Here is a 12,948-nt window from a genome sequence, read left to right as displayed (position 1 = left end):
TTTTATGCTGGAATTATAGGAATGGTAACTGAAAATTGAGTTTCTGTTTTTAAAATATTTACCTGCTGATCTGTTAAAAGTTGATATTGTTCCTTAAGATTATTTAATCCTCTTCCTGATGTCTTTTTACGGTTTCTTTTAGGGATTACATTACTCGAAACGGTTATTGTCTTGTCTGTTTTTAGTGTGATCTGGACAGGTTTATCAATAGTACCAAGGTTATGTTGAACCGCATTCTCAAGTAACAATTGTAATGAAAGCGGGATGATATAGCCTGATAATTTAACAGAATTGATTGTTAATAAATAAGCATTTCCGTATTTGTATTGTATCAGGTTAAAATATTTCTGTGCAAAAGCCAGTTCTTCTTCCACGGACACTATTTTTTTATCGGAAACATCTAAAACATACCGATATATTTCTGCAAATTCATTCAGAAAATCTGAAGCCTTGTGCTTGTCTTCTTCTATTAACTGATCCAGAATATTGAGATTATTAAATAAAAAATGAGGATTAAGCTGGGTTTTCAGTTGATTAATTTTACTTTCAGACAGGGCATGATCATATAGAGCCAATTGTTTCTGATTTTCTGTATTTTTTTTGTAGTAACGGTACGCCAGAAAAAAACTTCCATAGATAAAGCCTCCTATCAAATCTGAAAAAGTAGAAAGAATAACAACTTGCTGATTAAAATTTTTCTCAACTTTCCCAAAAATAAGAGCAATCACAAAGCCTATTATTTTCATCACCAAAAGATAGGTTAGCAATGAAAAACTGAATATTTTCAGGATTTCGGCTATACTGAACGTTGATGATTTCTGCCAGTTTTTAATAAAAAAATCAATGACAAAAAACAGAATACAGGAACTGATGAGTGTAACAACAGCCGCTTCCGGAGTGAAAATATACCAATCCAGTGTTCGTCTTATTCCTATACGGGTATGGATAGACTGTACATAGGCAAACAAAAGGATAAACAGCAGGAAGTATCTGTTTTGATTAATCTTTTTTAAAAGGGTTTTCATTGGTTTTATGAAGGATCACTTTTTTACAAAAATAGCCCTATATTTTTACAGGGCTGTTTTTTACAATATTATTTTTTCTTTTCAGGAAATGATGCGGTAACATTTCCGTTATCATCTAAAAAATCCAGTTTGGCTTCATTATTTTTATCTACACAGAATCTGGCTCTTGGTTTTCCTTTGCTGTCAAATAAAAACAGTCCGTTATGTTCATCTTTGGTTTTCCCAAGCATCATTCTTGGTGCTCCTCCGATAAGTCCCTGCTGTTGATATTCTTTGTATTTTTTCTGTGCAGCTTCAGGATCTTTCATCTGATCCAGCTCCGCAAAGATTTCTCCTGTTTTTATTTGTGATTCTTTTGAAGGACGATCATTGAAATAAAGCCCGCTGGACACTACTCTTTTGTCACCTTTCTTATAATCCTGGGTCAAAAGCTGCATGACCTGATCACCATCATACTGGTCGTAAGTTAGAGATAACCCTGAACTGTGGCCGTTCTGATTTTTCTGTCCGTCATAGATAAAACCTCCGCATTCGATTCCTTCTTCATTGAAAAAGAGCATACCGGAACGTTTCTTTCTTGTTTTATTGGTGGGCCTGCTGTTTATTTTTTCTTCTCCTGTAGGAAATTTTCCGACATTGGTAATGATCATTTTTACCGTACCGTCTTTTTCGACGATATTGATTCTTTCCACATCTATTTCAGTAAACTTCTGATTTCCGGATATTTTAAAGGCTGAAGCAGTTAAAAATACAATTCCAATGGCTGCTGTAAAGGCAAATGTTCTTAAAAAAATGAGTTCTCTGTTCATACTGTTATCTTGTTAATTGTTTTTGTTTTGACAGGTCAAAGCTATGATAACCCTGTCTGCCATTCAATCAGAAAACAATGAACTAAGGAAATAAAGAAATGAATGAAGCACTTTCATCATTGAGTATTTTATATCCTTCTTTTTTCGTAACTGATCCGGTAAATAAAAACACCCATCAAAAAATGACGGGTGTGATATGATTGTAATTTTCAGCAATTAATTAGCTGCCGGATCAATAAGCGTTGGTGTTAAACCTAATGATTTCAACAGGTTTTTATTGTCAAAAAACAATGTTGCATAATGTTTTCCTTTTTTAAAAACAAGTTTTGATCCACCTGGAAATTCACTGTCAGCTCCTAATTTTTGCGTTTTAGCATTGTATTTAGTGAACCTGGTTTTACTATCCTGTAAGGTACTTTTATTCAGCACAAGGCCAAAAGGAAGCCCTTCCACCACTAAAGATTTATTGTCTGAAGCTGCGAAAAACATCTCATTGACAGCATTATCTTTTCCAAGACCACAATAAAGCTCCAGCCCTGTTTTCATTGGCCATTTTGCATATTTTTCTTCGTTGGCATCTTCATAAAAAACGGTTTTTACATTCAGTGCTTTTGATATTTTATCAGGTGTCTGTGGGAATATAAATTCTGAATTTTTGTCCAGTAAAGAATTCAAAGCTGCTGTTTTCTGTGAAAATACAGTCATACTTAATACCAGAAAAAAGAGGGTTACAATGAAATTGAATGGTTTCGTCTGCATGAGAATGTTTTAAAATTTTAATGGTTTGATGGTTAAAGGTATTAAAATTTTCTACATTGTTCTGTCTTTTGTTATTTTCTTTCCTGTACATTGAACACAGTACCTGCAGGATCAGTAATCCAGTGCATGTTGTCAGGAAGTTCTTCAATCTCGTCACAGGTTTCCACACCGTTTGACCGTAAGTATTCTGTGGCCGCTTCTACATCCGGAACCGTGAGCTGCAGCCAGGTTTCGGAATGGGTATAATTGTCGACACAATCCAGCCAAATAATATTATTTCCGAATTTTACCTCGTGAGTTCTGGAAACCGTATCGTTATTAATGGGTCTTTCCTTCACTTCTAATTTCAAAATTTCTCTGTAGAAGGCAACTGTTTTTTCATATTTATTTTTTGGAATTTTTATAGCGATATTAATTCCTGCTTCAAATTTTGGATTCATACTCAAACTATTTTAAAAAATTATTCAGATAGTTCAGAATCATTGCTGTCTGCATCATCAGACTCACATGGGTTTGTCCCGGAGCAATAGCCAATTGCGATTTGGGCATTTCTCCCATGTCCGCAAAGACATCACCTCCCAATAATTTATAGGTTTTTGAAAGTTCTGTTTTGTCCAATCCATCATTATCACCAGCTATGATTAAAACCGGTACCCGAATTTTAGAAATGTTATTATCGCCAAGATCAAAAGGTTGTCCCGCAGAAGCTATCATCTGCTGCAGAAATGGAGTCCATTTTGTTTTATCTGGTGCTACAGCATTATAGGCAGTATGCATAGGACTGTTTGTAAAGAGGTCGGGTTTCATTCCTTCAAGCGCTTTATTTACTTCGGGCAGCCAGCCATTAGTTTTATATGTTGATGAAATAATAACCAATTTGTTCAGTCTTTCCGGACTCTGTATCGCTAATTGATAAGCCACTTCACCTCCAAAACTGTATCCTGCAACATCAGCTTTATCAATTTTCAGATAGTCCATTACCTTTGTAACATCACTGGCCAAAGTAGCGTGTGATAATTTCCTTTCCGAAAACGGAGTATGTCCATGTCCCTGTAATTCAAGTGCTATTACTTTTCTGTTTTTTGACAGTTCCGGGATCAGCTCGCCCCAATTCAGGTCAATCGTCATAAAGGCTCCATGTAACAGCACAACAGGCTTTCCTTTACCATAAACTTCATAATACACTTTGATTCCGTTGGCAGGCGCATAGCCGCTTTCAGAAGGTTTTATTTTTTGTCCATATAATTTTGATACTGTAAGAAAAACAGTTACGACCACTAATGCAGAGAATTTGAATAAATTTTTCATAATATTATCAGATTTGGTGGATTAAACTTTTAATCAAAATTACCAAGTCAATCTGAAAACGGACTTGTCAAAGGACAAGATTTTATTAAGATGTAATGAATTTTAAAACTGAATCTCAAAACCCACCCCATTAAATTATTTTACACAATTCTATACAACATTATATAATTAATCAATTAAAAATAAATATTTTTATAATAATTCTACAATAGTTGATAAAATTTGATTAATTTCGAATAGAACTAAACTTAAAAATTATTATGAAAAATTTAAAGAAAATCGAAAGACAGGAATTGAAAACAATTAAGGGCGGAATTGATTGCAGAGGTGGTCAGCTATGTTTAATCGGTGGTAAGTGGCAATGTATGCCTTACGACGGATGTGGTGGGGGAAACCAGCCTTAATTTACGTTTAACACAATTACTTGACTATGAAAAATTCTAAAAAAATTTCAAGAGACCAATTAAAGAGTATTAATGGCGGAGCGGTAAGCTGTTCTGAAGCATGCTGTCCACCTCCGGGAATCAAAAGATGTCCGTGGGTGATCTGTATAGCACCATGTGAGATTTTAAGCTAAAGAAGACCCTATTCTCAACAATAAACCCTGTGATTTTGAATTGCAGGGCTTTTTATTTAAACTATATAATGTATTCTTATTTATACTGATTTCAATCTAAGATATACTCTAAAAATAAAAAACCTTAAATCAATTGATTTAAGGTTTTCTTTGCGGAGAGTGAGGGATTCGAACTTGGCAACAAAAACTATCTGAATATGGGATAATTCAAATAAAATCCAGACAACTGCCACGAATTTGCCACTACTCTATATTTATAATCTGCAAAATCTTGGGATCTTGACTAAAGTACTCTTTAGTTTCCAATTACAAATATAAAAATTCTATCAATAATGCATAATTTAAAATATAATCTTTCCAAATGCTCTCACCGTATTACAAAATAAAAAAACAAAATTGTCTACAGTATTTTAGTTCATCTATGACCTTTTACACAAGAGTAATTTTCTTACTTTAATTTAAAATCAAATAGTTCCTGTGGATGCACATCCAGTCCTTTGGCTAACTCTTGAATTGTAGAGATTCTAAGATCTACTTCTCCTTTTTCTATTTTGCTAATATTGCTATGATCTACATCACATTTTTGAGCCAACTCTCTATAACTCAAATTCATCTTTTTCCTGAACATCTCAACTCTTTTGCCAAATGCTATTCTAAATTCTAATTTATCCATCTCGGTCAACTTTGAATACACAAAATGATGAGATTTAAATAAATTATTGTAGTTGAATTAACCTACACAAAGAAAAATGTTTTATATTTGCTAAATAGTTACAATAAAGGTAACTTTGCAATACTTCAATATTAATAATCGAAGCTATTGCTTAGATTCTCGACTAGAAAACTGGTAATTTTATGTGTACGGGAAGATAAGTAAATTAGCTCACGACCGCGGCGTGGGTTTCTATGTTTTATGCAAGTAAAATTTGATGTTTTTTTTCAAATAATCTATTGTCTCTTACGCAAGCAAAAATTCTTAATATTAATTTGTTTCTAATAGCATTTAGAACAGACATGGTATGTTTGCCTTCAGCTTTTTTTCTCTCATAGTAATCCCTGAACTCTCCGTTTTTTCTAATTCCGGTAAGAGTTGCAAGATGAATCATTTTTTTTACCGTTTTATTTGCTAAATGTGACACTCTTGGCCGTTTTTTAATTGAGCTACCCGAGCTGTGTTCAAAAGGAACAACTCCAGAATAACAGGCAAACTTTTTTGCACACGAAAAGTTTTTAAATTCGTTTGTTGTTACTATTATTGTTGTAGCTATCATTAATCCTATACCATCTACAGAAGTAATTATTTTTAGCAGATTGTTCAGGTATGTGTCGCTTTGAATCAGATCCTTTATTTGTTTTTCAATGGCTTTAACATCTTTTTTCATTGCCTTTATAGAACAATCGCAGCATTTTCTTGACAATTTTAGATCACCTTTTGCAAAAAATATCTCTGCGTCTTTGCCGATGGGAGTGCTAAGTTGCTTAATAGCTTCAACGACTCTTGAGCGAATAGCTAATAGTTGTTTTATTTGTATAATAACTTCCCTTGGAGGGTTCCAAGGAATGTAATTTTCTTGATATCTGTAAGCATACATTGCAATCCTGCCGGAATCAACTTTATCATTTTTGCCTCTCATCATTCCTTGAGATTGCTTAATCTGTAAGGCGGATTCTACCCATATATTTGTTTTTAGCTTTTTTAAAAATGACAGAAGTATATTATTGTATATACCATTGTGCTCCATGCAAAAAATAGTAAAAGAAAGATCAACATTAAAGTTCTCTTTTATTTCTTTAATAAAAGATACAATTCCTGTATTACTATTTGGAACTCTAAGATGATAAACAACTTTGCCCAATTGAGCTAAAGAAAAGTCCAAAGTTCCTTTGGATACATCTACTCCAATAAAATGATTGATTTCCATTTTTATAGTTATTATAGCTAACAATCTTTGAATATACTCATGCCCTTATAATAGGTCTTATATCCTAATTTTCTATATGAAACTTATTCAAAGAACCAGTAAAGGATTAAACCCACGCTTAAATCGTTAATTTATTCTCACGTTATAATGCGCCTTTACTGGTTTGTTAACTTGATTAAACAATCGTTTATATTATATTTATTACAATCATTAAAAGAATAGATCTTGCCTTGTTTAAGACCTCTAATCATTAAATCCTTCAGAAAAAAATTCTTCTAGGCTCATATCAAAAGCTTCAATTATTCTAACTAAGGTGCTAAATCTTAAATCTTCTCCTCTTTCATATCGACCAAATTGAGCACGAGATATGTTGTGCTCGTAAGCAAAATATTCATAGCTGGAATATCCTTTACTGATTCTTATCTCTTTTATTCTTTTACCTAATTTCTTTAATACTTTTTCCTTAGAAAATTCACTTGCCATATCTATAAGTTTTATAATGAATTAATTATTACAAAGCTTATAAATAACCATCACTTATGTTACCACTAAAAAGATACACCTTATTAGTGTCTTTTTAAAAATAATTTTATATATTTGAAACAAATAATGAAGCGCTTAGTTATGAGAAGAAAAAGGATACTGCAAAACTAAAGGGTTTGTTAACTTGATTAAACAATCGTTTATATTATATTTATTACAATCATTAAAAGAATAGATCTTGCCTTGTTTAAGACCTCTAATCATTAAATCCTTCAGAAAAAAATTCTTCTAGGCTCATATCAAAAGCTTCAATTATTCTAACTAAGGTGCTAAATCTTAAATCTTCTCCTCTTTCATATCGACCAAATTGAGCACGAGATATGTTGTGCTCGTAAGCAAAATATTCATAGCTGGAATATCCTTTACTGATTCTTATCTCTTTTATTCTTTTACCTAATTTCTTTAATACTTTTTCCTTAGAAAATTCACTTGCCATATCTATAAGTTTTATAATGAATTAATTATTACAAAGCTTATAAATAACCATCACTTATGTTACCACTAAAAAGATACATCTTATTAGTATCTTTTTAAAAATAATTTTATATATTTGAAACAAATAATGAAGCGCTTAGTTATGAGAAGAAAAAGGATACTGCAAAACTAAAGGGCTCTCTTATCGTACACGGGTATACCAGTACCTCTAGTCAATAAGTTGAGTTCCACGCCTTTTCTTTTGGACAATATGTAGTTGAGTTAGCGTTTTGATGCAAAGAATTCATCTTATTGATCGAAGCAGTTCCTTCCAGCAATAATTTTACTGCTTATGAAAAACTCTTTGCACCGAATCCCCTCCGATCAACAGCTATATGAACTGCTAAAAAAAGGCAATCCCACCTCTTTAGAGCATATCCATTCACGTTACAAAAGACTTCTTTTGTGGCTTGGTAGACAAATGCTTGAGGACGATTTTGTAGTGGAAACACTTGTACAGGACACCTTTCTCAAACTTTGGTTACACCGTGATTCGATTGAAACTCCTAATCACATCCTGGGCTTTTTACGGTTTGTCTTGAAAAGAGATTGTATATCGTATTTCAATGCTCCCAAAAATAAATTCGCCCGTTTAACCACCTCCCTTGAACGTTTTGAGAATTATCAGGATTATTTCGCCGGTTACGATCCCTTGCAAGATCAAGAGCATCTCCTCCGTCAGCAGTCCGATCAAAAAGATTTTGATGAAGTTAACAGGGTTTTAAATGTAATAAGCTCCAAAAGAAGAAACTTAATTGAACTTTGTCTTGAATATGGCTTTCAGTATAAACTCATTGCAGACGCAATGGGAAGTAGTGTAACAGCTATAAGCAATGAAGTGAGACGAGCCATAGATGATCTTCGGAAGATTATTAAAGGAGGTTCTTTTGAGCTGCCACAGAAAAAAGCTTCCCATAATCAAGAGCAACCAGATAAACTCAGTAACCGGCAATTAGATATTTTAAAAAGAAGGTTTGAGCAAAAATCTTCTTTCATAGCAATTGCCAAGGAACTGAAACTTTCTGAAAAGGAAGTTCACCGAGAGTTTCTATATGCTTATGGGTATTTGCAACAGAACAATGGATCATTAAACGTTCACTGAAATGGAAAAATCAACGATTACTCTTACCCGAAAAATTCAGTTACTGATCAATGTTCCTCCCATTGAGAAAAAGAACATGTGGGAAAAGCTATACCGATATCAGAACCGATGCTTCCGTGCGGCTAATTTTATTGTTTCCCATCTATATGTTCAGGAAATGATTAAGGATTTCTTTTACTTTACCGAAGAAGTCCAATACAAGTTGGCCGATGCAAATAAAGATGAAATGGGAATATTCACACGTTCAAAAACTAGCACAACCGCACGCATGGTTTTTGACCGTTTCAAAGGAGAGATCCCTACCGATATTCTTGGAAGTTTGAACAATACGATTCAATCTACTTTTTCTAAAAACAAAACCGACTACTGGCAGGGTATAAAATCTTTGAGAAATTTTAAAAGAGATATTCCCATTCCTCTTCCGGTTAAATGCATCACTAAATTGAAGTATGATCCTGAAAAAAAAGCGTTTTGCTTTAATATGTTTGCTATACCTGTTAAAACGTATTTAGGGAGAGACTTTTCTGATAAACGTCTTATAATGGAACAGCTTTTAAAGGGAGAAATAAAGCTTTGTACATCACAGATTCAGCTTAAAGCAGGGAAAATCTATTGGCTGGCAGTGTTTGAATTTGAAAAAGAAAAGCACCTTTTAAAACCTGAAATTATCGCAGAAGCTTCTCTGTCTCTGGAACATCCTATAGTAGCAAAAGCTAATAATGTCCGAATCAATATTGGCTCAAAAGAGGAATTCTTATATCGCAGACTTGCTATTCAGGCAAGTCAAAAGAGGATTCAGGCTAGCATTGTCTATATGCGCTCTGGGAAAGGAACCAAACGCAAACAAAAGGCACTTTATAAAACAGAAAATTTGGAGAGTCGGTATGTAAGTCATCGGCTTCATGTGTACAGCAGGAAACTTATCGATTTCTGTATTCAGCAGCAGGCAGGCACACTTATCCTTAAAAATCAGGAAGATAAAATAAGCATTGCAAAAGAACAGGAATTTGTGCTCCGCAACTGGAGTTATTATCAATTGCAGACTAAGATAAAATATAAAGCAGAAAAAGCTGGCATCGAATTAATCATTGGATAGCTGAAAAAATAATGAGGGTGCTTGTACACCCGTAGGGTGAGGTCAAAGTACACTCACTAAATACTTAATGATAATAAAAGTATATACAACGGCGTGGACTCTTTTTTTATATGTATAATATGGAATAGAAATACATCAGGGAAAAAGCATAAACGCTTTAGAGAAATTTTGGAAACAAAGAAGGAAATTTTAGTTTTTGACTTAGGTGATAATTTTAATCAGAAACAATTTTCTTTACTTGAACAAAAGGAAGAGTTTGATGAAGATCTCTGCAAAACAACTGTTTACAATTTTTCAAAAGAAAAAAGAAAAAAAAAGAAAGCCAAAAATTCATTATGGAAGATTTTAAAAAGCAAGTTTATGATGAAAAATACGACCTGCAAGGTGGAGATTTTTTGTCATATCCTTTGGACCTGAGCTTGTCTTTTTAAAAATCTGGAACAATACCTTTGTTTTCTTTTATGAATTTTTGCAGTCCTTCTTATGACCTCTTTATCTTTTTTCTTTTTTGCTGAACCGGGATATCTTCAGTAATATATTCTATTCTATGATCACCAATGTTCAGTAATGAAAAGATTTCCAAGCTGCTGTCAGGATTTTTACAAATCTCCTCCAGTGATGAAAAAGGAATATTATTTTCTTCAGAAACTTTTTTACAAATACGATCAACTATTGCTATGAGCTTATCTTTGGTAGTATCAAATAATTTCGGCTGTTTGAACTTTTCAAATTGGATTGCTTTTATGATCGTACCCTTAACAGAATTAAGATAAGTTTCCTTTTCATTACTATATACTGTAATATTAGACAGTATCCTGGAAAGCTTGTTTTTTAATAGGAAAACTTCTTTGCTTAAATCTATATTCTTTTGCTGAAGCTCAGTAATAATTTTAGTTTTGGATTGAAGAATTTCTTTATTTTTAAGCAGTTCTGTATTATATGCTTTAAAAACTCTCTCGTAGTTTTCAATAGTCTTATCAGTTTTGATCCTGCTAAAACCTAAAAAGTCATTTTCTCTGACAATTAGATCTGTAAATTTTTTAGATTTGAGCTCTGCCTTCATTTGAGCTATCTTATAATCGTGTAACATAAGCTCATTTTCCTTTTTTTGGATTTTAAACTCAATGGCTTCCAGCCGTCCTTTAGAACCTGAAACACCTCTCTCCATTTCCAAGCATTCAGCAGTAATATCCTGCATTTTTGAATAATGAAAGGATTGGTGTTTCAACGTTTTTCCTGTTTCCAAATCTTGCCAGTCTGCCACTAAATGAGCATGATAATTAGGTTTCCATTCTTTAGAATCCTTATCATAATGACCTTCATCTTTATGAATAGCAATTTGGAAAATTCTTATTCTTAGTTCTTTTTCAAGTCTTTTAGAGAGGTTATGCAGATCCTGCATCGTTGTATTTTCTTTAATAACAACTACAGCTTCACGAATAGGCATTGCATTTTTCTGTAATTTCCTTCCTGATTTTTCCTTACAGTATGCTTCTATTGATTTTAGCCTATCTGAAATCTTACTTTCTACCCAATATTCATTTTTTTCTGTAAAATCTTTCCTTATATAATCGAAGGTTTTTCTTCTGAAATTGTGCGCTTCAGAATCTGTTTTAATTGCCTTAAAATTGATAGACGTTTTCATAAGACAGCAAAATAATTCACATAATCATTAACTATAGATAATAGGACTTATTTGGCGCGAGTTTTCACTCACTTACAGATCTAGACAATGATGTGTAGCATAAAACATTAGTATCGTCTTTTCTTTTTTGTAGTTTAATTGTTACCATTGTTTTTGATTTTTGAGTTATATAAAGTACCCGGAACAAAATGATCGCGAGCAATAGTAAATCAGCGATATTTTCTATTCCGTAAGAATCTGTGGGGTATTTAGCAGAGGGCTAGCTCTTGAATGATTTTTTTCAATTTTTTTTCAAGAAAAAACTGTAAATTAGCAATAAACATAACTAATAGCGAAAATTATCACGACCAACATATCACAGGAGAAAAAGGCGTTTTTAAATTTGCTTCTTTTTGTTTCAATCATTTCCCTTACCTCATTTTTAGGAAAGAATCAAAAAATGATTTTCATATTGATGTGAAGTGAAATTAAGTTTACTAAATAATGATAATAAATTGAAGCAACAGAACAAATTCTAAAGGTTAAAATCTACAGTAAATGGTGGAAGCTACATAACAGATGACAACTCAGATTCTTTTAAATTTATAGCAAGTTCCAATGATATTGAATATAGGAATAAGCATTTGCTACCTGTAATTTTAGTTGTATAAATGCTTATGACAAAGCAGAGACACAAAGTTGGGCATGAATGTTTTTAGATAAATCAGTTTTTGAAAAAGTTGCATCAGACGATAATATATCATCAAAATGTATAGAATATAATGTTTCTTCTATCGAGTTTCTTAAATACTTAATAGACAAGTAATTCATATTTAAAAATAAAACTACCACCATGAGTATTTTCAAAAAAATTAATGAGCAACAAAAAACACAAGTTAAGCTCCCAACTAATCCACTAGAACTATATTCTAGATTAAAAAAAAATGACAGATATTCATACCTTAGGGGTATTTAAGAAGAAGCTCTTACTGATTGGAACAACAGAAGAGAGGATGAATATACGTTAACTAAAATGAATACTGGTGCAGGCAAAACACTTGTTGGCTTGCTGATGCTGCATTCAAAAATGATAGAAACTCGAGAAAGGTCTCTTTACCTATGCCCAGATAAACAATTAGTTAGCCAAGTAATTGAACAATCAAGACATTATAATATTCCAACTTGTTTTATGGCAGATGGAGATTCTGATTTTCCCGAAGATTTTTTAAATAAAAAATCGATCTTAATTACTACAGTTCAAAAATTATTTAATGGGAAAAATATTTTTGATAAAGATAGAATTGCAGTTGGAAGTATATTATTTGATGATGCTCACAAATGTGTTGAAAAAGTTTTTGATCAATATACTATAAGAATAAACAAAAATTTAGCTGCATATTCAGAGTTGTTAACTCTTTTTGAAGAAGAAATAAAAAAACAAGAATCTGGATCTTATGAAGGGATTTTAAGTGGAGTGTCAGATTACTTTATAAAACTACCTTTTTGGAGCTGGAATAATAAAAGAGATGAAGTAATAAATATATTAAAATCATATATTGCAAATCCTGATGTATTATTATTCAAATGGGACTTGTTTATAAATGATTATAGTAAATATGAACTTTACTTTGATAGTTACCATATTGAAATATCGCCGATAAAATGTAATACTAAAAGAATCCAAACATATTACAAAGCATAATATAAAT

Annotated in this window: 15 protein-coding genes; 5 read left to right on the top strand and 10 right to left on the bottom strand. The window is 32.4% G+C overall.

The genetic code is table 11. The features are described 5' to 3' along the window. Positions 1-2 precede the first annotated feature (2 nt). From RHP76_RS01165 to RHP76_RS01145, 5 genes are all read right to left on the bottom strand, one after another. Positions 3-1,025: a sensor histidine kinase gene (locus RHP76_RS01165; protein WP_311229286.1), complete on the bottom strand. Its 1,023-nt coding sequence runs from the start codon at positions 1,023-1,025 to the stop codon at positions 3-5. Between the two features lie 68 nt (positions 1,026-1,093). Beyond that, positions 1,094-1,834, bottom strand: a complete 741-nt coding sequence (locus RHP76_RS01160) for a hypothetical protein (protein ID WP_120230812.1) — start codon at positions 1,832-1,834, stop codon at positions 1,094-1,096. Positions 1,835-2,050: 216 nt separating this feature from the next. After that, on the bottom strand, positions 2,051-2,593 hold the full coding sequence (locus RHP76_RS01155) for a hypothetical protein (RefSeq protein ID WP_311229285.1): 543 nt from the start codon (positions 2,591-2,593) through the stop codon (positions 2,051-2,053). Between the two features lie 71 nt (positions 2,594-2,664). Further along, on the bottom strand, positions 2,665-3,033 hold the full coding sequence (locus RHP76_RS01150) for a VOC family protein (RefSeq protein WP_311229284.1): 369 nt from the start codon (positions 3,031-3,033) through the stop codon (positions 2,665-2,667). A 7-nt stretch (positions 3,034-3,040) separates the two neighbouring features. Next, the gene (locus RHP76_RS01145; protein ID WP_311229283.1) at positions 3,041-3,901 is read right to left on the bottom strand and encodes an alpha/beta fold hydrolase; all 861 of its coding nucleotides are present in this window, start codon (positions 3,899-3,901) and stop codon (positions 3,041-3,043) included. Positions 3,902-4,161: 260 nt separating this feature from the next. On the opposite strand from RHP76_RS01145, the gene RHP76_RS23405 reads away from it, so the two are divergent. Continuing rightward, entirely contained in the window at positions 4,162-4,305 is a 144-nt protein-coding gene (locus RHP76_RS23405; RefSeq protein ID WP_002980068.1) for a bacteriocin-like protein, read from the top strand. Between the two features lie 26 nt (positions 4,306-4,331). Continuing rightward, positions 4,332-4,478 (top strand): bacteriocin-like protein, encoded by a 147-nt coding sequence (locus RHP76_RS01140; RefSeq protein ID WP_165835290.1) that lies wholly within the window; start codon positions 4,332-4,334, stop codon positions 4,476-4,478. A 448-nt stretch (positions 4,479-4,926) separates the two neighbouring features. Here RHP76_RS01140 and RHP76_RS01135 read toward each other — a convergent pair whose 3' ends face one another. The 4 genes from RHP76_RS01135 to RHP76_RS01120 form a co-directional block, all read right to left on the bottom strand. Beyond that, a complete protein-coding gene (locus tag RHP76_RS01135; RefSeq protein ID WP_311229282.1) occupies positions 4,927-5,151 on the bottom strand; it encodes a type II toxin-antitoxin system RelB family anti-toxin in 225 nt (74 codons plus the stop codon). A 238-nt stretch (positions 5,152-5,389) separates the two neighbouring features. Beyond that, positions 5,390-6,400 (bottom strand): IS110 family RNA-guided transposase, encoded by a 1,011-nt coding sequence (locus RHP76_RS01130; RefSeq protein WP_311228259.1) that lies wholly within the window; start codon positions 6,398-6,400, stop codon positions 5,390-5,392. Positions 6,401-6,643: 243 nt separating this feature from the next. Then, positions 6,644-6,883 carry a helix-turn-helix domain-containing protein gene (locus tag RHP76_RS01125; protein WP_311228260.1) on the bottom strand — a complete coding sequence of 80 codons (240 nt, stop codon included), beginning with the start codon at positions 6,881-6,883 and terminating at the stop codon, positions 6,644-6,646. Positions 6,884-7,139: 256 nt separating this feature from the next. Beyond that, a complete protein-coding gene (locus RHP76_RS01120; protein ID WP_311228260.1) occupies positions 7,140-7,379 on the bottom strand; it encodes a helix-turn-helix domain-containing protein in 240 nt (79 codons plus the stop codon). Between the two features lie 330 nt (positions 7,380-7,709). Between RHP76_RS01120 and RHP76_RS01115 the strand changes: the two genes are divergently transcribed. Together RHP76_RS01115 and RHP76_RS01110 are read left to right on the top strand one after the other, a co-directional pair. Continuing rightward, a complete protein-coding gene (locus RHP76_RS01115; protein ID WP_311229281.1) occupies positions 7,710-8,519 on the top strand; it encodes an RNA polymerase sigma factor in 810 nt (269 codons plus the stop codon). A 1-nt stretch (position 8,520) separates the two neighbouring features. Beyond that, on the top strand, positions 8,521-9,615 hold the full coding sequence (locus RHP76_RS01110) for a hypothetical protein (RefSeq protein ID WP_311229280.1): 1,095 nt from the start codon (positions 8,521-8,523) through the stop codon (positions 9,613-9,615). 481 nt (positions 9,616-10,096) lie between these two features. Here RHP76_RS01110 and RHP76_RS01105 read toward each other — a convergent pair whose 3' ends face one another. Then, a complete protein-coding gene (locus RHP76_RS01105) occupies positions 10,097-11,062 on the bottom strand; it encodes a hypothetical protein (RefSeq protein ID WP_311229279.1) in 966 nt (321 codons plus the stop codon). Between the two features lie 1,210 nt (positions 11,063-12,272). Between RHP76_RS01105 and RHP76_RS01100 the strand changes: the two genes are divergently transcribed. Beyond that, positions 12,273-12,941, top strand: a complete 669-nt coding sequence (locus RHP76_RS01100) for a DEAD/DEAH box helicase (protein WP_311229278.1) — start codon at positions 12,273-12,275, stop codon at positions 12,939-12,941. Positions 12,942-12,948: the final 7 nt, after the last annotated feature.

It is taken from the genome of Chryseobacterium sp. SG20098 (genome assembly GCF_031844745.1).
Taxonomy (GTDB): domain Bacteria; phylum Bacteroidota; class Bacteroidia; order Flavobacteriales; family Weeksellaceae; genus Chryseobacterium; species Chryseobacterium cucumeris.
Note: the sequence above shows the minus strand (reverse complement) of the source record. Positions and strands in the feature narration are given on the sequence as shown.